Source organism: Streptomyces sp. NPDC005808, assembly GCF_042871385.1.
In the GTDB taxonomy this organism is placed as follows: domain Bacteria; phylum Actinomycetota; class Actinomycetes; order Streptomycetales; family Streptomycetaceae; genus Streptomyces.
Genome location: NZ_JBIAIK010000002.1, coordinates 452066 through 472273, shown reverse-complemented (window position 1 = coordinate 472273; position 20208 = coordinate 452066). Strand labels below are relative to the sequence as shown.

At 69.9% G+C, this 20208-nt stretch carries 18 protein-coding genes and 1 pseudogene; 7 read left to right on the top strand and 12 right to left on the bottom strand.

Going from position 1 to position 20208, the window contains the following annotated elements; translation table 11 throughout:
* Nucleotides 1-89: 89 nt before the first annotated feature.
* From ACFYPC_RS05640 to ACFYPC_RS05620, 5 genes and pseudogenes are all read right to left on the bottom strand, one after another.
* A pseudogene (locus ACFYPC_RS05640) lies at nt 90-854 on the bottom strand (lysylphosphatidylglycerol synthase transmembrane domain-containing protein); the annotation flags it as partial.
* A 134-nt stretch (nt 855-988) separates the two neighbouring features.
* A complete protein-coding gene (locus ACFYPC_RS05635; protein WP_388671228.1) occupies nt 989-1930 on the bottom strand; it encodes a class I SAM-dependent methyltransferase in 942 nt (313 codons plus the stop codon).
* Nucleotides 1927-3129 (bottom strand): glycosyltransferase family 4 protein, encoded by a 1203-nt coding sequence (locus ACFYPC_RS05630; RefSeq protein ID WP_388671225.1) that lies wholly within the window; start codon nt 3127-3129, stop codon nt 1927-1929. Before ACFYPC_RS05630 ends, ACFYPC_RS05635 begins: the two co-directional genes overlap by 4 nt.
* Nucleotides 3126-3524 (bottom strand): 6-pyruvoyl tetrahydropterin synthase family protein, encoded by a 399-nt coding sequence (locus ACFYPC_RS05625; RefSeq protein WP_388671222.1) that lies wholly within the window; start codon nt 3522-3524, stop codon nt 3126-3128. Before ACFYPC_RS05625 ends, ACFYPC_RS05630 begins: the two co-directional genes overlap by 4 nt.
* 128 nt (nt 3525-3652) lie before the next feature.
* Nucleotides 3653-4633 carry a zinc-binding alcohol dehydrogenase gene (locus tag ACFYPC_RS05620; RefSeq protein WP_388671219.1) on the bottom strand — a complete coding sequence of 327 codons (981 nt, stop codon included), beginning with the start codon at nt 4631-4633 and terminating at the stop codon, nt 3653-3655.
* Between the two features lie 105 nt (nt 4634-4738).
* Here ACFYPC_RS05620 and ACFYPC_RS05615 point away from each other — a divergent pair, with 105 nt between their 5' ends.
* Complete coding sequence (locus tag ACFYPC_RS05615) at nt 4739-5473, top strand: CDP-alcohol phosphatidyltransferase family protein (protein WP_388671216.1); 735 nt, start codon at nt 4739-4741, stop codon at nt 5471-5473.
* A 153-nt stretch (nt 5474-5626) separates the two neighbouring features.
* On the opposite strand, the gene ACFYPC_RS05610 is transcribed toward ACFYPC_RS05615, so the two are convergent.
* Nucleotides 5627-7078 carry an MFS transporter gene (locus ACFYPC_RS05610; RefSeq protein WP_388671213.1) on the bottom strand — a complete coding sequence of 484 codons (1452 nt, stop codon included), beginning with the start codon at nt 7076-7078 and terminating at the stop codon, nt 5627-5629.
* 305 nt (nt 7079-7383) lie between these two features.
* Here ACFYPC_RS05610 and ACFYPC_RS05605 point away from each other — a divergent pair, with 305 nt between their 5' ends.
* From ACFYPC_RS05605 to ACFYPC_RS05590, 4 genes are all read left to right on the top strand, one after another.
* Nucleotides 7384-7962, top strand: coding sequence for a TetR/AcrR family transcriptional regulator (locus ACFYPC_RS05605; protein WP_388671210.1), 579 nt, complete (start codon nt 7384-7386; stop codon nt 7960-7962).
* Nucleotides 7963-8081: 119 nt separating this feature from the next.
* Complete coding sequence (locus ACFYPC_RS05600) at nt 8082-9221, top strand: ABC transporter ATP-binding protein (protein WP_388671207.1); 1140 nt, start codon at nt 8082-8084, stop codon at nt 9219-9221.
* On the top strand, nt 9218-9925 hold the full coding sequence (locus ACFYPC_RS05595) for an ABC transporter permease (protein WP_388671204.1): 708 nt from the start codon (nt 9218-9220) through the stop codon (nt 9923-9925). Before ACFYPC_RS05600 ends, ACFYPC_RS05595 begins: the two co-directional genes overlap by 4 nt.
* Complete coding sequence (locus ACFYPC_RS05590) at nt 9922-10596, top strand: ABC transporter permease (RefSeq protein ID WP_388671201.1); 675 nt, start codon at nt 9922-9924, stop codon at nt 10594-10596. Before ACFYPC_RS05595 ends, ACFYPC_RS05590 begins: the two co-directional genes overlap by 4 nt.
* Before the next feature lie 74 nt (nt 10597-10670).
* Here the strand turns inward: ACFYPC_RS05590 and ACFYPC_RS05585 are convergent, their stop codons facing one another.
* Genes ACFYPC_RS05585 through ACFYPC_RS05570 form a run of 4 tightly spaced genes read right to left on the bottom strand, consistent with a single transcriptional unit; the run spans nt 10671 to nt 14737 of the window.
* Complete coding sequence (locus tag ACFYPC_RS05585; RefSeq protein WP_388671198.1) at nt 10671-11282, bottom strand: ATP/GTP-binding protein; 612 nt, start codon at nt 11280-11282, stop codon at nt 10671-10673.
* On the bottom strand, nt 11233-11667 hold the full coding sequence (locus ACFYPC_RS05580) for a DUF742 domain-containing protein (protein ID WP_388671195.1): 435 nt from the start codon (nt 11665-11667) through the stop codon (nt 11233-11235). Before ACFYPC_RS05580 ends, ACFYPC_RS05585 begins: the two co-directional genes overlap by 50 nt.
* A gap of 56 nt (nt 11668-11723) precedes the next feature.
* Nucleotides 11724-12197 carry a roadblock/LC7 domain-containing protein gene (locus tag ACFYPC_RS05575; RefSeq protein ID WP_384386605.1) on the bottom strand — a complete coding sequence of 158 codons (474 nt, stop codon included), beginning with the start codon at nt 12195-12197 and terminating at the stop codon, nt 11724-11726.
* A 2-nt stretch (nt 12198-12199) separates the two neighbouring features.
* Entirely contained in the window at nt 12200-14737 is a 2538-nt protein-coding gene (locus ACFYPC_RS05570; protein ID WP_388671192.1) for an ATP-binding protein, read from the bottom strand.
* A 386-nt stretch (nt 14738-15123) separates the two neighbouring features.
* Here ACFYPC_RS05570 and ACFYPC_RS05565 point away from each other — a divergent pair, with 386 nt between their 5' ends.
* Nucleotides 15124-16080 carry a glycine betaine ABC transporter substrate-binding protein gene (locus ACFYPC_RS05565; RefSeq protein ID WP_388671189.1) on the top strand — a complete coding sequence of 319 codons (957 nt, stop codon included), beginning with the start codon at nt 15124-15126 and terminating at the stop codon, nt 16078-16080.
* A gap of 175 nt (nt 16081-16255) precedes the next feature.
* On the top strand, nt 16256-16696 hold the full coding sequence (locus tag ACFYPC_RS05560) for a PAS domain S-box protein (RefSeq protein ID WP_388671186.1): 441 nt from the start codon (nt 16256-16258) through the stop codon (nt 16694-16696).
* A 198-nt stretch (nt 16697-16894) separates the two neighbouring features.
* Here ACFYPC_RS05560 and frc read toward each other — a convergent pair whose 3' ends face one another.
* Together frc and oxc are read right to left on the bottom strand one after the other, a co-directional pair.
* Nucleotides 16895-18151, bottom strand: a complete 1257-nt coding sequence (gene frc, locus ACFYPC_RS05555) for a formyl-CoA transferase (RefSeq protein ID WP_388671183.1) — start codon at nt 18149-18151, stop codon at nt 16895-16897.
* 115 nt (nt 18152-18266) lie between these two features.
* The gene (gene oxc, locus ACFYPC_RS05550; protein WP_388671180.1) at nt 18267-20018 is read right to left on the bottom strand and encodes an oxalyl-CoA decarboxylase; all 1752 of its coding nucleotides are present in this window, start codon (nt 20016-20018) and stop codon (nt 18267-18269) included.
* Nucleotides 20019-20208 lie beyond the last annotated feature (190 nt).

Here is a 20208-nt window from a genome sequence, read left to right as displayed (position 1 = left end):
GCCGACCACCGGACGACCAGGACGGCCACGCCCGGCAGGCTCGCGACGAAGCTGAGCACGCCGTAGACCACGGCAACGGTCAGGCCCAGGCTCGCGCCGAGCCCCGCGGCGCCGAACGCCCAGGCGGTGACGCCCTCCCGCGGGCCCCAGCCGCCGACGTTCAGGGGCAGCCCCATGGCGAGCAGGGCCAGCAGCGCCAACGGCAGCAACTCCGCGGCGGACGCGGTGGATCCGGCTACGCGGGCGGCGAGCAGGAACATGGCCAGGTGACCGGCCATCACCACGACCGACGAGAGCGCGATGCCGGGCCAGCTCCCCCGGGCGAGCAGGGCGCCGCGCGCTTCGACGAGCGCGACGCGCAGGGCCGCGAAACGCTGGGGGCGGCTGGGGTTCCGCACCCTGCGCGCCGCTCCGAGGGTCACCACCGCGCACACCGAGACGATCGCCAGGACCAACGAGAGGTGGCGTGTCTCCGTGAGCACCGGGGACGGCTGGGTGAGCAGCACCGCCACGCCGACGACCATGAACACCGCCTGCCCCGCGGTTCGTTCGAGGACCACAGCCCGGACGCCGCGACTGATGTCCCCTTCGCTCTGGCCGTGCCGTACGGCGCGGTGCACATCGCCGAGGATCCCGCCGGGCAGCGCCGCGTTGAGGAACAGGGCCCGGTAGTAGTCCGCGACGGCCGGCACCAGGGGCAGCCGGATCTTCAGCCCGCGCGCCACCAGACACCAGCGCCAGGCGCTGAACACCGTGGTGAGGAGCCCGAGTCCGAGCGCCACGAGCAGCGTCAGCCCGTCGATCCGCCGCAGCCCGTCCAGAAAGACACCGGTACCGAGCCGCCAAAGCAGCACACCGAGAATCGCGGCGCCGGCGGCCGTGCCGAGGTGGGTGCGGATCCGGCGGGAGTTGAAGCGGACACGCTTCGAGTCGGTGCTCGCCTCCGATCCCCCGCTCACAACGCTCCGCCCGTCGGCCGCGCCCGCGCTCACAACGCTCCGCCCGTCGGCCGGGGCAGCGCCAGCACATCGCTGTGGTGGACGACCACGCGCAGCTCACCCGCGGCGATCGCCGCCACGCGGGAGCGCAGATACGTCTCTGCGCGGGCGGCGAGTTCCGGGCGCTGCTCGCAGGCCGCGCCGACCCAGCCGCGCAGCCACTCCTCGGTCAGCGCGGCGGTGTCGGGGCCGAGCCGCCACGGGCTCGGGTGGGTGCGGACCGTCGCGCCGTAGCGGGCGAATGCCTCGCAGGCAACCTTGATGGAGTCCGGGCCGAGCAGGTCACCGCGGCGCTGGTGGACGTTGAACGCCTCGGTGAACTCGGCGTCGAGCGGGTCGGCCGGGGCGAATTCGACGCGGCCGACGACGGAGAGCGTCAGCAGGGCCGGGACTCCGGCGCCCGCGCAAGCTGCCGCGAGGCGGTCGATCTCGTCACCGGTGAGGACGTCGAGGAGCGCGGACGCGGTCACCAGCGAGGCCCCGGCCAGGGCCTCGGCGGTCAGTCGGCCGATGTCACCGCGCTGGGTAGTGACGGTGACCCGGCTGCCGTCGGCCGCCGCGCGCGGCGCGCCCACGGTCGCGAAGTGGAGGAGATAGGGATCCCGGTCGTGCAGGATCCAGTGCTGGCCGCCGTCGAGCAGGGGCGCGAGCCAACGGCCCATGGACCCCGTGCCGCAGCCGAGGTCGTGGATCACCAGGTCGTCACCTCGCCCCGGCCGGTTCGCGAGCCGGATGCGCAAGGGGTCGAGCAGGCCGGACGCCCGCGCGGCGGCGTCGGCGCCCTCGCGCAACTGCAGCCACTGGGGCGCGTATCGAGGGGCGTCATCGACGCCGAAGGCGTCGATGCGCTCCCCCGGCGCACCCGCCCGCACCTCGTGCCCGGAGACATCCGGCACGTCGGGCACCTCCGGCGGCGTAACTGCCGTGCTCATGCCGCCCTCCGGGGTTCCCGCGGCAGCCGTGCCAGGACGCCGGCCAGGGTGCGGGCCGTGGTGGCCCAGCCGTTCAGTGCGGCACGCCGGCCGCGGGCGGCCGCCTTCAGACGGCGGCGCACGTCGGCCTCGCCGAACCAGCCGCGCAGCTCCGTGGCGAGAGCGGCCGGGTCCTCCGGTGGTACGAGGATCCCGGGCACGCCGCCGTCGGGCGCGCGGCCGACCGCCTCGGGAAGCCCGCCGACGTCGGTCGCGAGGACCGGGATACCGCGCGCGAGCGCCTCGGTGACGGCCATGCCGTACGTCTCGGCGTAGGAGGTGAGGACCATGAGGTCGGCGGCGGCATAGCTCGCGTCGAGCTCCGCACCCGCCTGCGGTCCCACCAGGTGCAGGCGACTGCCGAGGCCGTACTGCTCGATCAGGGCTCGGATCCGGGCGACGTACGCCGGATCCTGGGCGAGTCCGCCGACCAGGACACAGCTCCAGGGCAGGTCGGTGACGGTCGCGAGGGCCTCGACCAGACGGTGCTGGCCCTTGCGGGGGGTGACCGCGGCGACGCACAGCAGCCGCGAGACCCCGTCCGTGCCGGAGGCGAGCGGCGCGATGTCGGCACCGGGCTCGGCTACATGGACCCGCTCGGGGGCGAGCCCGTGGTGGGCCACGAGCCGGCGCACCGCCCATTCGCTGGTGGCCACCACGGCGGACACCGCCCGCAGGGTCGTACGTTCCTTGGCGTCCAGCTCGGCGGCGAGGGCGGGCGCGAGCCCCGTCTCGTCGGCGAGCGGCAGGTGCACCAGGACGGTGAAGGACAGCCGCTGGGCCTCGGGGACGATGATCTCGGGGACGCCGCAGGCCACGAGGCCGTCGAGCAGGACGGTCGTGCCGTCCGGCAACTCGCTGAGCGTACGGGCGAGTTCCGTGCGGGCGGCGGAGCCGGGGCGCGGCCACTCGCCCGCGACGGCGTGCCGGTGGACCTGCCAGCCGAAGCCGGGCAGGTCCAGGCAGAGCCGTCGGTCGTACGCGTTGCCTCCGCTGGGCGCGGCCGGGTCGTCGACACCGCCCGGCATGACGAAGTGCACGGAGCTCAGGGACATGGGGATGATCTCGGCCTTCTGGAGAGCCGCGTTCTGCACCGGCAGGTAGTTCAGGGAAGCCCGGTTCCCGTTCACGGGCGCCTGGTCGATGGTCGTGTCGGTCACAGGGCACGCTCGTAACTCGCCCAGGCGATGTGCGACTCGTGCAGGGTGACGGTGATGCCCGCGAGCCCGTGGGCGCCCTCGCCCAGCGCTCCGGAGTGGACCCGGTCGGCGAGGCGGTCGGCGATGACCTTGGCCAGGAACTCCGTCGAGGTGTTCGTGTCCTTGAAGACCGGTTCGTTGTCGAGGTTGCGGTAGTTCAGGTCGCTGACGACAGCGCCGAGTTCCTGCGTTGCCAGTCCGATGTCGACGACGATGTTGTCGTCGTCCAGCTCGGCGCGGCGGAACGTGGCGTCCACCAGGAACGTCGCCCCGTGCAGGCGCTGCGCGGGTCCGAAGACCTCGCCACGGAAGCTGTGGGCGATCATCAGGTGATCGCGGACGGTGATGCTGAACAACGGACGACCCTCCAGGTGCGGTGCGTCTGATCCCCTGCCGGGACCGTGCCGTGTAGTACGGCCGGTCCGTTCTCCTTGTTCAGCCGCCCGTTCCCCTTTCTTCGGAGGTCAGGCAGCTTGTTCCGGACTCAGACCCCGTCGTAGACCACACGGTGACACAGAGCGGGTATGGATCCGGACGACAATTTCGCCATCACGTCGGGCAGTTCCTCGAATCGGCACTCGCCCGTGACGAGCGCGTCGAAGGCGGGTTCGGCCAGCAGTTCGAGGGCGAGCGCGAACCGGTCGGCGTAGGTGCGGCCCGCTCTGCGCGCCGGGGAGAGGGAACCGACCTGGCTGCTGCGGATCGTCAGGCGCCGCGAGTGGAAGGCCTCCCCCAGCGGCAGGCTGATCCGCCGGTCGCCGTACCAGCTGAGTTCGATCACGGTGCCCTCCGGGGCGAGGAGTTCCAGCGCCCGGGTGAGACCGGCCTCGGTGGCGCTGGCGTGCACGACGAGGTCGAGGTCGCCCGCAGCGTCCTCGGGCAGCGCGAAGTCGACGCCGAGTGCCCGCGCGGTGTCACGGCGGGCAGGATCGGCGTCGACGAGCTGGACCCGTACGCCGGGGAACCGCGCGAGGAGCGCAGCGACGGAGCAGCCGACCATGCCGCCGCCCACCACGGCGATCCGGTCACCGATCAGCGGCGCGGCGTCCCACAGGGCGTTCACCGCGGTTTCCACGGTGCCGGCGAGCACGGCGCGCGAGGCGGGTACGGAGTCCGGTACGAGGGTCACGGCGCTCGCGGGGACGACGTACCGCGTCTGGTGCGGATAGAGGCAGAAGACGGTCCGGCCGAGCAGCTCCGGGGGCCCCTCCTCCACCTGGCCGACGTTGAGATAGCCGTACTTCACGGGCGCCGGGAAGTCGCCGTCCTGGAACGGTGCGCGCATGGTGGCGTACTGGTTCTCCGGGACGCCGCCGCGGAAGACGAGGGTCTCGGTGCCCCGGCTCACACCCGAGTACAGGGTGCGCACGAGCACCTCGTCCCCGGCGGGTTCCGGAAGGTCGACTTCCCGTATCTCGCCGTGGCCCGGTGCGCCGAGCCAGAACGCGCTGGCTGTGAGTTTCATGAGCGTCCCCTGAACGATCCGGCAGATCTTCACGTACGGAGCTGTGACAAGCCGCGCACTGTACGCGGCGTTGATCGACCCTGTCATACGGCCGGAGGACCAGCGGTGGCCCTGAACAACACATACGACCTGAGGCTCCCCCAGCAGGAGACCATTGTGGGAGCGGGAGTGCAGCTCCTGGTCCTCGCCCTGCTGGGCTCGGCGATCGGCATGGGCCCTGCGGGCTGGCTGACGGGTCTGGTCTTCGCGATCGCCACCTGGGCGGTGCTGAACCGCGCACTGCGCCGCTCGCAGCCCCGCTCCTTCGGGCCTGCCAACCGCGTCACCCTCGGCCGGGCCATCCTCGTCGGCGGCGTCACCGCCCTGGTCGCGGACTCCTTCCGCAGCTCGCCGCCGGTCACGCTCCTGGTCGGTCTGACGGCGGTCGCCCTGATTCTCGACGGCGTCGACGGCAAGGTCGCCCGCCGCACAGGCACGTCCTCCGCGCTGGGCGCCCGCTTCGACATGGAGGTCGACTCGTTCCTCGTCCTGGTGCTGAGCGTGTACGTCTCCATGTCGCTCGGCCCGTGGGTGATGCTGATCGGCACGATGCGCTACGCCTTCGTGGCGGCGTCCTGGGCGCTGCCGTGGCTGAACGCCCCGCTCTTCCCCAGCATGGCGCGCAAGACGGTCGCCGCCCTGCAGGGGATCGTGCTGCTCGTCGCGGCCGCGGGAGTCCTGCCGCAGGAGGTGATGGCCGGGGCTGTGCTGCTGGCGCTCGCGGTGCTGGTCTGGTCGTTCGGGCGTGACATCGGCTGGCTGTGGCGTTCGGGAGCGCGGGGAGAGCGCGCCTTCGAGTGAAGCCCGGCACTCGCATCCTCACCGGGGCACGGGACACGGGACACGATCGACCTGTCACAGCCGGTGGGCGTCATGCTGGTGGCAATGCTGCAGTACACCACGTGGCCCAGCACCCGGCCCGCGCCCGCATCCGTGCACCCACGTCGACGCGGTTCACCTGGGCGTCAGGGCACCGGGCTTCGCCTCCGTGCGCGATCCTTCCTCGGAGGATGCGCGGGGGGTGCCGGAGATACACCCGGGGCGCCGGCCCGGCACGAGGAGTGCCGCGAGCGCCGCGGCGAGGCAGAGCAGGGCGAGCAGGGTGAATCCGTGGGTGTATCCGGAGGCGTACGGAAGGCCTGACGGCTGGAGGTGGCCGGTGACCAGGACGCTGGTCACGGCCGCGCCGATGGAGCCGCCGATGGTGCGGATGTTGGCGTTCATCCCGGTCGCGGCGCCGGTCTGCTCGGCCGGGACGCTGCCGACGATCAGGTTGGCCATCGAGGCGAAGGCCAGTCCGATGCCGAGGCCGAAGATGCCCGCCGCTACGGCGACCTGCCACTGCTCGTCGTGCCAGAGGGCGAGGAAGCCGCAGGCCACGGCGCCGAGCGCGGCGCCGGTCGTGAGCAGTTTCTTGGCACCCAGTACGGGTTCCAGGCGACCGCTGAGCACACCCGAGCAGAACATCGCGATGAGCATCGGCAGCATGAGCAGTCCGGCCTCGGTGACGCTCGCGCTGAAGCCGTAGCCCGCGGAGCTCGGTGTCTGTACGAAGCCGGGGAGGAAGGACCAGATCGAGTACATTCCGGCGCCGAACAGCAGCGCGGCGGTGTTGGTGGTCCACACGGCGGGCAGCCGCATGATGCGCAGGTCGATCAGCGGGGAGTGCGAGCGCGCCTCGGCCAGCAGCCACAGTGTGAAGAGCAGTACGGCGGCGGCGAACAGCCCGATCACGCGGGCCGAGCCCCAGCCCCACTGGCCCGCCTGGCTGAGCGGGAGCAGCAGGGCCACCAGCCAGCCGGACAGCAGGACGGCGCCCAGCCAGTTGACGCGTCCCTCGGCCCGGCTGGGCGACTCGGGCACGTAGCGCAGGGCGATGAGGGTGGTGACGGCGACCACGCCGACGGGGAGCCAGAACAGCCAGCGGTAGTCGAGCGCGGCCACGATGGGGCCGGCCGCGACCATGCCGACCCCGCCGCCCGCGGCGATCACGGCGGACAGGTTGCTGATGCTCGGGCCGACCTCGGACGGGGCGAACTCGTCCCGGATGATGCCGAAGGACAGCGGGAACAGCGCGCCGCCGATGCCCTGGACGACTCGGGCGACGATCAGCAGGCCGATGGTCGGCGCGAGCGCGGCGAGCAGACAGCCGATCGTCACGGTCACCAGGACGGCGACGAGGGTGCGTTTCTTGCCGATCAGGTCGCCGACGCGGCCGAGGATGGGGGTGAAGACCGAGGCGGACAGCAAGTAGGCCGTCATCACCCAGGTCGCGGTGGACTGAGAGGTGTGCAGGGCGTGCTGGACGGTCGGCAGGGCCGGTGCGATCAGCGACTGGAGCATGGAGAACACGCCGGCACCGGTCGCGAGGACCGCGAAGGTGAGGCGGGTGGACTTGCTGGGCATCAAAGAGCCTCTCCGAGCAGAACAGAGCGGAGCTGAGGAGCGGAGCTGAGGAGCGGAGCTGAACCGCTGCGGGGCAGCGGTGAGCACGCCGACGACCACGTCGAGCGGTCGCCGAAGGGCGGTGAGGACGGGCGGTGCACAAAGGCAGGGCCCGGTAGACGGTCGAAACAGGGGCGGGGGCGTCGATGACCGTGCGGCCGCACGTGTCCACGCGAAACACACCCCGACTGGTAAAGTGGAGGTACGCCTCCACTCTAGCGGAGGCTAACCTCCGCTTCAACCTCGGACCGCCCCGGGAGGCAGCAGTGCCGGCTCAGCCGTTCCCCGTCAGCGAGATCGTCGCGTCCCGGCGCCCGCACCGTAAGGACGCCGCGCGCAACTACGACGCCCTGCTGGCCGCCGCGCGCGAGGCGTTCGCGGAGAACGGCGCCGAGGCCTCGCTGGAGGACGTCGCCCGGCGCGCGGGCGTGGGCATCGGCACGCTCTACCGGAACTTCCCCACCCGCCGCCACCTCTTCGAGAGCGTCTACGCGGCCGAGGTGAACGACCTGTGCCAGGTCGCCGGGGACGTCGCCGCACTGGAGCCGTGGGAGGCGCTGGCCTCATGGCTGCGCCGTTTCGTCGACTACACCGTGACCAAGCGGGCCATCCGTGAGGCGCTCAACAACGAGTCGGAGATCTTCCTGGCCTGCCGCGACTCGATGTACGCGGCGGGCGGCCCACTGTTCGAACGGGCGCAGAAAGCCGGCCAGGCACGGACGGACATCGCCTTCGACGATGTCCTGCGGATGGTCGCCGGAATCACCTCGACGAACTTCCTCGACGACGCCCAGCGCGACCGCGTCCTGGCCGTCGCCCTCGACGGCGTCCGCACCGCCCGCTGACCCGCCCGCCTTCCCGACGGGTGCCGGGCGCCGCACAAACCCCAACTGGCTAGACTGCGCACCCTCGTACACGTGATCGCACCACGTACGAGCCTGCGCTCCCCGAAGGGTCTCGACGCTTGATAGCCATCGAAGATGTCAGCAAGCGATACGCCGACGGCACTGTGGCCGTCGATCGCCTGTCTCTGCAGATACCGAACCACTCCATCACCGTGCTCGTCGGGCCTTCGGGGTGCGGCAAGACCACCACACTGCGCATGATCAACCGCATGATCGAGCCCAGCAGCGGCACGATCCGGGTCAACGGCGAGGACATCCGGCGCAAGCCGGTCAACGCCCTGCGCCAGTCGATGGGTTACGTCATCCAGAACGCGGGGCTCTTCCAGCACCGCACGATCGTCGACAACATCGCCACGGTGCCACGACTGCTCGGGTGGTCCAGGCAGCGCTCCCGGGCCCGTGCCGCCGAACTCATGGAACGGGTCGGCCTCGACAAGGACATGGCCCGCCGTTACCCCTACCAGCTCTCCGGAGGCCAGCAGCAACGGGTGGGCGTCGCCCGTGCGTTGGCCGCCGACCCGCCGGTGCTTCTGATGGACGAGCCGTTCTCCGCGGTCGACCCGGTGGTCCGCCGGGGCCTCCAGGAGGAGTTGCTCCGTATTCAGGGCGAGTTGGGCAAGGCGATCGTGTTCGTCACCCACGACATGGACGAGGCCATCAGGATCGGCGACCAGGTCGCGGTGTTGCGCACCGGCGGCAAACTCGCCCAGTTCGCCGCTCCGGACGAGCTGTTGTCCTCGCCCGCCGACTCCTTCGTCGAGGAGTTCCTGGGCGCCGACCGGGGCATCCGCGGTCTGTCCTTCCTCCCTGCGCGCGACCTCCCCCTCGACCGCTCCCGGGTCCTCCCGCTCGGCACCGACTGGCAGGAGGCTGCCGTGCGCATCGGCAAGGAAACCCCCGTCCTGGTCACCGACGCCGGCGGCAAGCCGCTGGGCTGGGCCGACCTCACGACGTGGAACGGCGACGTCAAGACGCTGGAACCGTACGGGCAGAGCTTCCGGACCGACCGGGACTCGCTTCGGGTGGCCCTGGACCGGGCGGTGCTGTCGCCCACCGGCCAGGCGGTCGCCGTGGACGGCGGGGGAAGGGTGCTGGGCCTCGTCGGGCAGGAGAAGATCGCCGCGGCGATCCGCGCGGCCCGGCAGCAGCGGGCCGCCCACGCGCCGGAGCTTCCCTCGCTGGTGAAGGCCGCGCGATGAACGGCTTCTTCGACATCCCGAGCGACCTCCAGAGCAGCTATCTCGGCCTGATCTCCACGCATATGCAGGAGGCGCTGATCCCGGTGCTCGTCGGTCTCCTGCTGGCGCTGCCGATCGGCCTGCTGTGCGTCCGCTTCAACTGGATCTATCCGCCGGTCCTCTGGTTCACCACGGTGCTGTACGCGATCCCCTCGATCGCCTTCTTCGTGGTGCTCATCGACTACACGGGGCTGAGCAAGACGACCGTGATGATCCCGCTGTGCCTCTACAGCCTGGTGATCCTGGTGCCGGCGGTCGTCGACGGCGTCCACTCGGTGCCCGAGGAGACGAACGCCGCCGCCGCGGCAATGGGCATCGGTCCCGTGCGCCGCTACTTCCGCGTCCAACTCCCCATCGCCGTACCGGCGATCGTGGCGGGACTGCGGGTGGCGACCGCGTCGAGCATCAGCCTGGTCAGCGTCGGCGCGCTGATCGGCAACGAAGGGGCGCTCGGCAATCTGCTGACCACCGCGATTCTCTACCACCGCCCGCTCCTCGCCGTGAACTCGGTGGTCACCACCGCCGTCCTCGCGGTGTTGGTCGACGCCGTGCTCGTCCTGCTGCGGCGCGTGCTCACCCCCTGGCAGCCGCCCTCCGGCCGCACCACGGCACGCGGTACGCCCACGATCGCGGGCGCCGCCCGCACCGCGGAGAGCGTCTCGTGAACGTACTCCACTTCATCCAGTCCTTCTTCAGCAACGAGGCCCACTGGCACGGCTACGACGGGATCCCGCAGCGCGTGTGGGAGCACCTGCAGTACACCGCCGGGGCTCTCGCGATCGCCGCGGCCGTCGGCCTGCCCATCGGGCTCGTCACGGGGCACACCGGCCGCGGCGGCAACGCGCTGGCGTTCGTGTCCTCGGGGGCCCGGGCGCTACCGACCTTCGGCCTGCTGGTGCTGATGTTCCTCTGGCTGGGCCTCGGCATCGTGCCCGTGATGTTCCCGCTGGTGGTGCTGGCGATCCCGCCGATCCTCATCACCACGTACGAGGCGGTCCGCACCCTGGATCCCTCTCCCGTCGACGCCGCCCGCGGCATGGGCATGTCGGAGGGGAAGATTCTTTTCCAGGTCGAGGTCCCGGCGGCGCTGCCGCTGATTCTCAGCGGTCTGCGCTCGGCGACGATCCAGATCGTGTCCACGGCCACGATCGCCGCCTACGTGGCTCTGGGCGGTGTCGGCCGGTACATCCTGGACGGTCTGTACCAGCGCGACTTCGAGAAGGTGGCCGGCGGGGCCGCCCTCACGGCCGTCCTGGCGCTGCTCGTCCTCGTGCTGTTCTGGGCGGTGGCCCGGGTGGCGGTGTCCCCAGGGGTGCGCAGGCGCCGTACGGCCTGACGCAAAGCGAAGGCGAGAGCAGAGACGGAAAGCGAAAGGGGCGACAGGCCAGGCCCGTCGCCTCTTCTTCCGTTCTACTTCTCCGCGGCGGCCAGGGCGTGTTCGAGGACCACGAGAAGCGCGTCGCGTACCGATCCGCGACTGCGGGCGTCGAAGACGGTGAGCGGTACGTGCTCGCCGACGTCGAGGGCCCACCGTACGTCTTTCAGGTCGTGCTCGACCTTGCCGTCGAAAGCGTTTATGGCCACCGCGAACGGGATCTGGCGGTGCTCGAAGTAGTCGACCGCCGCGTAGCAGTCGTCGAGGCGCCTGGTGTCGACGATGACGAGTCCGCCCAGTGCGCCCTCGATCAGGTCGTCCCACATGAACCCGAAGCGTTCCTGGCCGGGGGTTCCGAACAGGTAGAGCTTCAGGGTCGGGTCGAGGGTGACGCAGCCGAAGTCCATGGCGACGGTGGTCGTCACCTTCTGCGGCGTGTGGGAGAGGTCGTCGACGCCCGCGGCGACCGAGGTGATGGACGCCTCGGTGGTGAGCGGCTCGATTTCTGAAATGGCGCCCACCGTGGTGGTCTTGCCCACGCCGAAGCCGCCCGCGATGACCATCTTCACCGGCAGCGGGGGCCGGCGATCCTCGGTGTCAGCGCTCACGGATCGCGCCCCGGGAGTCGGGGATAGCTCGGAGACCATCGATAACCCTTCGCAATACGGTGGCGTCGCGGGCTGAGTCGGCCTGCGGTGCGTACAAGGCCAGTTGACCGTCGGCGCGCAGATCGTCGGCGAGCACCCTGATCACATTCAAGTGCATCCGCAGTTTCGCCGCGATCTCCGCCAGCGACTGCGGCTGACGGCAGACCGCGATGATGTCGCGGTGCTGGTCGAAGACGAACGCGTCGAGCGCGGCCAGACCGGTGTCGGTCGAGACCACCTGGGTCTCGATCGGCATCGGTGGCACGAGGCTGTCACCGCCCGCGATCCGTCCCGCGGTCAGCAGGAAGGGCCGGACGACCGACGCGGGAGTCTCCGCTCCCCACGCGGTGTCGTCGTCGCCTGATGGCTCGCCGGCCGTCGTCACGTCCTGATCCCTTCGCCTCGCGGGTCGTCATGGACCGGCGACGTCCTCGTCGACCGTCAGCCGTTCGGGGCGATGCCCACGGTGTTCTTGAGCTCCATGACCAGTTGGGGGCTCAGGACGGCGCCCGCACGGTTGGCGAAGAGCGTCATCTCGTAGGCGATGTTCCCGAGCTTCGCCTCCTTGGAGGCGACCACTCCGAGCACCGCGCCCGCGCCCAGCGCCGACACCAGGACGTGGCCTTCCTCCAGGTCGATGATGACCTTGTTCAGGCCACCGAGCCCGTAGTTGCCGGACGCACCCATGGCGAGACTGGTGATACCGGAGACGATCGCCGCGAGCCTCTCCGAGTCGGCCTGGCCACGCAGTTGGGAGACCGCGAGCAGCAGTCCGTCCGAGGAGACGCCGATGACGTCGACGACCCCGGCGGTCTCGGTGGCGAACCGATTGAGCAGCCAATTGAAGTCGGCAGCGGCGGCCTTGACGTCCGTCACCGGTTCCGCGGCTCCGGATTCCGGCTTGCCTGTCCACATGGTCACTTGCTCGTGCCTTCCGGGAATGAGGATCTGTTGCTCTGAATGGTCTGTTCGGACGGTGTCCCGGCGCGGTGCGCGCCGAAGTCCATGTCCAGCGCCGCGCTCTCGCTCTGCGCCCGCAGAACCGCGGCCTCGAACTCGTCGAGCTCGGAGCGTGCGGCATCGGGGTCGATGGGCTGCCAGGCGGGCGGCCGTGGAGTCGGCATGGGCTGCTTGGGCAGCCGGGTCGAAGCCGTGGTGGACGACAGGGTCGCCCCGCGCACCCGGCGCCGCAGCGAACCGGCGCCTTCGACGGGGTCCGCCGGGGTGCCGCCGTTGCCGCGGGGCCTGCCAAGTCCGTTCGTGGGATGGGCCAGGGCGTCCTCGCCGCCGGATCCCGTCGCGGGTTCCGGCCTGCGCGCGTGACCGGCGAATTCCTCACCTGGGCGGGCACGGACCCTGCGGGGCAGGGCCGAGGCGCCGGGCGCCGGCTCGACCCTCGCGGAACGCGGCTCGGACGGGCCGGAGCGACGGGCGGCGGGCATGATGTGCGGGGCCCGCGTCGCGGCTCCGGTCGGGTCGGCGAGCAGCAGATGCGAGGAGGGGACCGCGACGGTGGCGGTGACGCCGCCACCCGGAGTGCGGGACAGCACGACCTCGATGCCCCAGCGCCGGGACAGACCGCCGACCACGAAGAGGCCGAGGACCTCGGTGGGTGCGAGGTCGAGCCGTTCGCGACGGATCAGCCGGGAGTTCTCCTCGGCCAGCCGCTCCGGGCTCATCCCGAGGCCGTGGTCGATGATCTCGACGAGGGCGCCGCCGGTGGAGCCGTGCCGCGGTCGCAGGACCACCTCGACGTTGCTGGAGGCCGGGGAGAACATCACCGCGTTCTCCAGCAGTTCGGCGAGCATCAGCGTCAGGTCGCCGACGATGTCGGGGGCGACGTTGACATCGCCCTCGGCGTGCGGGGTGACGCGCTGGTAGCCCTCGATCTGACCGAGCGCGGCCCGCACGATGTTGCTGAGCCGCATGGGACCGGTGTTGAGGCCCCCCTCACGGATACCGGCGAGCAGCATCAGGCTGTCGGCATTGCGCTGGAGGCGTACGGCGATGTGGTCGATGCGGTAGAGCCGTTCCAGTACCTCGGGGTCCGTCTCGCCGCGCTCCACCGAGTCGATCAGGGCGAGTTGACGTGCCGTCAGGTTGCTGACGCGACGGCCGACGTTGCCGAACATGACGGCGATGTTGCGGCGGCTCACGACCTGGCGCTCCAGCAGGGCGGACGCGGTGAGCTGAACCTGGTTGAAGGCCTCGGCGAGTTCACCGATCTCGTCGCGGACCGGCACGGGTACGGCGTCCAGGCGTGGCGGACTCGCATCCTCGGCGTCGTCGTCCGCGACCCTGGCCAGCTCCGTCCCGGCCGCGGCGGCGACGTGCTGGGCCGCCCCGGTGAGTGCCCGCACGGTCCGCAGCACGGAGTGGCGGACCAGCACGGAGAACAGGAACCAGGACACCAGGGCGAGCAGGGTGCCCGAGGCCAGCCAGATCACGTCCCACAGTGCGTCCGTCGACGCTTCGTCGGCCTGGGCGGCGAGCTGGCTGATGAGCGCCTGGGTGATCTTCTGCCGGCTCTCGGCCTGGCGCGCGTAGGTCGGCTCGGCGCTCAGCGCGTCGGAGAGGGCCGTACGCAGCTCCGCCGGGCTACCGGCGATCAGAGAACTCGGGTCGACCTGTAGCTGCGCGAAGTGCTGTGCGATGACGCCCTGGTACGGGTTGTGTTCCATCCCGTCGATCGCGGCGGCCTGGTCCGAGCTGGCGAACCGGGTGAAGCGGTCTGCCTGGGAGAGGTACTGGTCGTAGTTACCGACGGCGCTCGTGAACTCGATGAGCGCGTTGGCGTCCCCGGTACGGGCCGCGAAGACGCTGGTCTCGAAGGACGCGTGGGCGGTGTCGGCGCGCAGCAGCGCGTCGAGGAGGCTCGCCGCGGATGCCGAGGACACATCGACCTGGCCGAGCCTGAGACCGTTGATGAGGCCGTCGATCACCGACCCGTACGCGGGGTCGATGTTGTCGGCGGGGATGGGGCCCTGCTCGATCGTCTGGCGGAGGGTGTCCAGGCCCTCCAGTTCCCTGAGCACCTGGGCCTCGGCCGCGGGCAGCCGGTCCCCGAAGGCCGAACGGACGGCGTCCGCCTGGGTGTTGACCTTCTGCTGCGCGTTGAGGTAAGCGGAAGTGTTGGGGGGGCCGTCGCCGGCCGCCTCGGCCTCGTAGCGGAGGGCCACGAGGAGCGCCTGCCGGTGCTCGGCCTGCACGGTGTCGATGAGCTTGGTGACCTGCGCGCTGTCCCGCACCAGTTGGGCGGTTCCGGCGTCGGTGACGGCCCGGTCGACCTGTGCGTAGATGACGTAGGAGAGCATCGCCGTCACGACCGCGAGCGGCACGATGACCAGGACGTTGAGCTTCCGACGGAAAGGCCAACGGTCAAGGAGGGGCGGAGTCTGGCCTATTCGGTGGGCCGCTGACGGCTCCTCCAGGACGGCTTTCCTGTGCGCGGGCACCAAACCTCCTTGACTTCATTCCATGAAAAGCCCGCTGTCAGGGCTTGGTCGGGTGCAGGGTCGCGACAGCGCGCTCAGGCCGGCAAGTGGAACAAGGCCCTCGACCCGGCCAACATTAGCGGCTGCCGGAAGTGTTCGGCCATGATCAACCAAACTCTGACACGCAGGTCCGCCGGGTTCGCACACATTTTGTGCACGATGCACCCACGGGGTGCAGCCGAGCAGTTCCCAAAGGTGATGCAGAGTTGACCCATCGGTGATGCCGTGGTCTCCGTCAGTGATCTATTCGTGTCTTGACGGTGCGTAAGTGCGCTCGCTTGGATCATCAGGACCGTCGCCACGCCGCGCCTTTCGGCCCGCCGCTCCGCCCCCCACGCCAAGTCTGGATGACCCACGTGACCTTCGCCCGAAGCACCCGAACGTCCGCAACGTACGCTATTTCCCTGCTGGTTGTGGCCGCGGCCGCCCTGACGGGCTGCGGCTCCTCCGACTCCGGCAGCGTCGACCCACTGGAGGACGACGCAGCGGCCGGCGGGACGGTCGTGGTCGGTTCCAACAACTTCCCCGAGAGCATCCTGCTCGCCGACATCTACGGCGAGGCTCTCAAGTCCAAGGGCATAAAGGTCAGTTACAAGCTGAACATCGGCAGCCGTGAGACCACGTACGGGCTGATCAAGAACGGCACGCTCACGGTCATGCCCGAATACAACGGCGCTCTGCTGTCGTATCTGAATCCCGACGCGGTTCCGACGTCCACCGAAGACGCCACCAAGCTCATCAAGGCCGACCTCGACCCGAAGCTCACCCTGTTGGAGGCGTCCAAAGCCGAAGACAAAAACGCCATCGGGGTCAACGAAGAAACCGCCGAACAGTACGGACTCACCCACGAGTCGTCGATCGCCGACCTCGCCGGCGTGGCATCCGACCTGGTCATCGGTGGGGCACCCGAGTTCCAGACCCGTCCACAGAGGCTGCCGGGCCTCAAGTCCCAGTACGGCCTCGAATTCAAGTCCTTCAAGGCGCTGGACGCGGGCGGTCCGCTGACGGTCGCGGCCCTCAAGGGAAACAACATCCAGGTCGGGGACATTTTCACGACGGACCCCACGATCACCGAGAACAAGTTCGTCATCCTCCAGGACCCGAAGAACCTCTTCGGTTTCCAGAACGTGACCCCGCTGGTGTACAAGAGCGATCTCCCGGCCGAGGGAGTTTCCATACTCAACGGCATCTCGGCGAAGCTCGACACCGAAACCCTGATCGCTCTCAACAGTCAGGTGCAGATCGACAGCGAGGACCCGCTGGACGTGGCCAAGGCGTGGCTGTCCTCCACCGGGCTGTCCTGACCGACGCGTGACGCGGCCGAAGCGGGCATCCGCTTCGGCCGCGGCCCCTCTCCGACCACCCTTCCGACCCAGCCCGGACCGCCCTCCCGATCAGACCGATGACGTCACCGAACTGTATGCAATATGAACTGTATGCAGTATGCTGGCCGCTTTACGGCCCCGGCTCGGAGGAGACATGGAAGATCTGGATCCCGCGGTGGTGCTGGGAATGACCGCCCAGGCACCCGACGGAATAGTGATCATCGACCGCGAAGGGCTGATCCGCTACTGGAACCATGGCGCGGAGCGCATCTTCGGGTTCAGCGCGGACGAGGTAGCCGGTCGCAGCCTGGACATCATCATCCCCGAGAAGCACCGGCAGCGTCACTGGGACGGCTTTGTGACGGCCATGGAGCAGGGGACGAGCCGGTACGGGGAAGCGGACCTCCTCGCGGTCCCCGCGCTCGGCGCGGACGGCCGCAAGCTCTCCATCGAGTTCAGCGTGGTGCTGCTGGCCGATCCCGACGGGGGCGCGACCCACTGCGGCGCGGTCATCCGGGACGTCACCGCGCGCCGGGCACGGGAAAAGGAGCGGATGCGCCGCAACGAGGCTGCCGCGGAGCGCACCACAGCCTGAGACGCACCACCGCGCACCGCTGCGCACCGGGCCGCCGTCGCGACATGCGACGGCGGCCCTCCTTTCGTCCCGGGCACTCACGTCCCGCGTCACACGCCAGGGCGCTGCGTACGGCCGGTCCTCACGTCACGCCGCGCGGGCATGCCGGTGCCCTGCGTGCGGTCCTCGCTCGCAGGGCACCGGGGCATTCAGGCGGGGTCAGGCGACGACGTTGCCCTCGTGCAGCTTGCGGATGTCGTTGGCGTCGTAGCCGAGGTCCGCGAGCACCTCGTCGGTGTGCTCGCCGAGCAGCGGCGCACCCTTGATGTCGGGCTTGAAGGAGGAGAACTTGATCGGGCTGCCCACCGTGAGGTAGGTACCGCGCTCCTTCTGCTCGACCTCGACGATCGTGCCGCTCTTGCGCATGTCGGGGTCCTCTGCGAGCTCCTTCATGCTGAGCACGGGGGCGCAGGGCACCTCCCACTCACGCAGGATGTTCACCGCTTCGTACTTGGTCTTGTCGGCCAGCCACTTCTCGATCTCGCCGAAGATCTCCATGATGTGCGGCTGGCGAGCCCGGGCGGTGGTGTACTCCGGGTCATCGACCCACTCGGGGTGGCCGATGGCCTCCGCGGTGCGCTTCCAGTTCTGCTCCTGGACCGTGAAGTAGATGTAGGCGTTGGGGTCGGTCTCCCAGCCCTTGCACTTCAGGATCCAGCCCGGCTGGCCGCCGCCGCCGGCGTTGCCGCCGCGAGGCACCGCGTCGCCGAACTCGCCGTGCGGGTACTGGGGGTACTCCTCCAGGTAGCCGATCTTCTCCAGGCGCTGCTGGTCACGGAGCTTGACCCGGGTCAGGTTGAGCACGGCGTCCTGCATGGACACCGACACCTTCTGGCCGAGACCGGTCGCGTTGCGCTGGATGATCGCGGTCAGCAGGCCGATCAGCAGGTGCATACCGGTGTTGCTGTCACCGAGCGCCGAGCCGCTGATGGTCGGCGGGCCGTCCCAGAAGCCCGTGGTGGACGCGGCGCCACCGGCGGCCTGCGCGACGTTCTCGTAGACCTTGAGGTCGGACCACGACGACTCGTCGTTGAAGCCCTTGACCGAGCCGAAGATCAGGCGCGGGTTCAGCTCGTGGATGTAGTCCCAGCTGAGACCCATGCGGTCCATGGCGCCCGGCGCGAAGTTCTCGACCAGGATGTCCGACTCGCGGATCAGCTTCTCCATGACCTCCTTGCCGCCGGCGGTCTTGGTGTTGATGGCCAGCGAACGCTTGTTGCTGTTCAGCATGGTGAAGTACAGGGCGTCGAGGTCGGGGATGTCCCGCAGCTGATTGCGGGTCACGTCACCGCCCTGGGGGCGCTCGACCTTGATGACGTCGGCGCCGAACCAGGCGAGCATCTGTGTACACGCGGGACCGGCCTGGACCCCGGTGAAGTCGATCACCTTGATTCCGGCGAGCGGCTTGTCACTCATGATGTATTCCTTCTCCTGAATGCTCTCGGTGGGAGAGTCGGCTGTGCGGGGGCAGAAGTTCGGGATGGAGTGCTCGGGGCCGAGGCGCTCCGTGGCAAAGGGGTGGAGGGGCGGCTCACTTCTTCTTCGGCGTGATGTTGCCGACCGTGATGCCCTTCGGGTTGAGGTGCGCGATGTGGCCGCTCTCGGTGCCTGCCGAGGGGTCGATCACGCAGTCGATGAGCGCGGGGCCACCCAGCGCCAGCGCCTCCGTGAGGGCGGCGGTGACCTCGGCGGGCGTGGTCGCGCGGTAGCCCTTGCCGCCGAACGCCTCGATCATCAGGTCGTGGCGTGCCGAGAGCATCAGGGTGGTCGGCGACGGGGCGTCGTCGAGCGGGTTGACGTCGTCGCCGCGGTAGACGCCGCCGTTGTTCATGATCACGGTGACCACGGGCAGCTTGTAGCGGCAGATCGTCTCCAGCTCCATGCCGCTGAACCCGAAGGCGCTGTCGCCCTCCACGGCCACGACCGGCTGGCCGCTCTCGACGGCGGCGGCGATCGCGTAGCCCATGCCGATACCCATGACGCCCCAGGTACCGCTGTCGAGGCGGTGGCGGGGTACGTGCATGTCGATCACGTTGCGCGCGATGTCCAGCGCGTTGGCGCCCTCGTTGACGAGGTACGTCTCCGGGCGCTCGACGATGATGTCGCGGACCGCCTTGAGCGCGCCCATGAACTGCATCGGGTGCGGGTCGGCCTTGAGGCGCTCTGCCATCTTGGCGACGTTCTGCGCCGAGCGTGCCGCCAGCTCCTCCCGCCAGGCGATGGGGGCGGCGATCTGGCCGGGCTTGGTCCGCTCCGCGATCGCGTCGAGCACGGACTCGATGTCACCCACGAGCGGGGCCGCGATGGGCTGGTTGCTGTCCAGCTCCTTGGGCTCGATGTCGATCTGGATGAACTTCGCGTCAGGGTTCCAACTCGGTGCCTCGCCGTGGTTCATCAGCCAGTTGAGGCGGGCGCCGACCAGCACGACGACGTCGGCCTTCTTCAGCGCCAGCGAACGGGCGGTGGCCGCCGACTGCGGGTGGTTGTCCGGCAGCAGGCCCTTGGCCATCGACATCGGTACGTAGGGAATACCGGTGGACTCGACGAACTCGCGGACCTTGTCGTCGGCCTGCGCGTACGCGGCACCCTTGCCGAGCATGATCAGCGGCCGCTGTGCCCCCGCCAGCAGCTCGATCGCCCGGTCCACCGCCTCGGGCGCGGGCAGCTGCCGCGGCGCCGGGTCGACGAGACGGCTCAGCGTCTTGGCACCGGCCTCCGCGTCCATGATGGAGCCGAGCACCGCGGCGGGAATGTCGAGGTAGACACCGCCGGGACGCCCGGAGATCGCGGTGCGCAGAGCGCGGGCGATGCCGCGGCCGATGTCCTCGACCCGGCTCACCCGGTACGCGGCCTTCACGAACGGCTGCGCCGCGGCGAGCTGGTCCATCTCCTCGTAGTCGCCCTGCTTCAGGTCGACGAGGTGGCGCTCGCTGGAGCCGGATATCTGGACCATCGGGAAACAGTTCGTGGTGGCGTTCGCCAGCGCGACCAGCCCGTTGAGGAAGCCCGGTGCGGACACCGTCAGCGCCACGCCCGGCTTCTTCGTGAGGTAACCGGCTGCCGCGGCAGCGTGTCCCGCGTTGCTCTCGTGGCGAAAGCCTATGTAACGGATGCCCTGCGCCTGCGCGAGGCGGGCCAGGTCGGTGATCGGGATGCCGACCACCCCATAGATGGTGTCCACGTCGTTCATCTTGAGAGCGTCGACGACCAGGTGGTACCCGTCGGTGAGCTCCGTCGGAACGTCGGCGGTCGCCGCTGTCTCCAGTGTCGAGGGGGCGGTCATGATCCGAGGTCCTCCTTGGGCAGGTCCTGCCAGTGCGGCTACTCATCTCACCATCCTGACCTGGGCTCCGCGCGTCCAAGACCCATCGACGACCAGCTGATAAACAGCATCTATCGATGGCCGGTGGCAGCCATCTGACCTGGCGGGCAGGCTCTTGATAGACACCTGCTATCGGCCGTTCGCCAGTGCG

What these genes read in the sequence shown, in the direction of transcription:
- ACFYPC_RS05635 (WP_388671228.1), bottom strand. Translation starts at nt 1,930, where the DNA reads ATGAGCACGGCAGTTACGCCGCCGGAGGTGCCCGACGTGCCGGATGTC.
- ACFYPC_RS05620 (WP_388671219.1), bottom strand. Translation starts at nt 4,633, where the DNA reads ATGAAACTCACAGCCAGCGCGTTCTGGCTCGGCGCACCGGGCCACGGC.
- ACFYPC_RS05610 (WP_388671213.1), bottom strand. Translation starts at nt 7,078, where the DNA reads ATGCCCAGCAAGTCCACCCGCCTCACCTTCGCGGTCCTCGCGACCGGT.
- ACFYPC_RS05595 (WP_388671204.1), top strand. Translation starts at nt 9,218, where the DNA reads ATGAACGGCTTCTTCGACATCCCGAGCGACCTCCAGAGCAGCTATCTC.
- ACFYPC_RS05585 (WP_388671198.1), bottom strand. Translation starts at nt 11,282, where the DNA reads ATGGTCTCCGAGCTATCCCCGACTCCCGGGGCGCGATCCGTGAGCGCT.
- ACFYPC_RS05575 (WP_384386605.1), bottom strand. Translation starts at nt 12,197, where the DNA reads ATGTGGACAGGCAAGCCGGAATCCGGAGCCGCGGAACCGGTGACGGAC.
- ACFYPC_RS05565 (WP_388671189.1), top strand. Translation starts at nt 15,124, where the DNA reads ATGACCCACGTGACCTTCGCCCGAAGCACCCGAACGTCCGCAACGTAC.
- ACFYPC_RS05560 (WP_388671186.1), top strand. Translation starts at nt 16,256, where the DNA reads ATGGAAGATCTGGATCCCGCGGTGGTGCTGGGAATGACCGCCCAGGCA.
- frc (WP_388671183.1), bottom strand. Translation starts at nt 18,151, where the DNA reads ATGAGTGACAAGCCGCTCGCCGGAATCAAGGTGATCGACTTCACCGGG.
- oxc (WP_388671180.1), bottom strand. Translation starts at nt 20,018, where the DNA reads ATGACCGCCCCCTCGACACTGGAGACAGCGGCGACCGCCGACGTTCCG.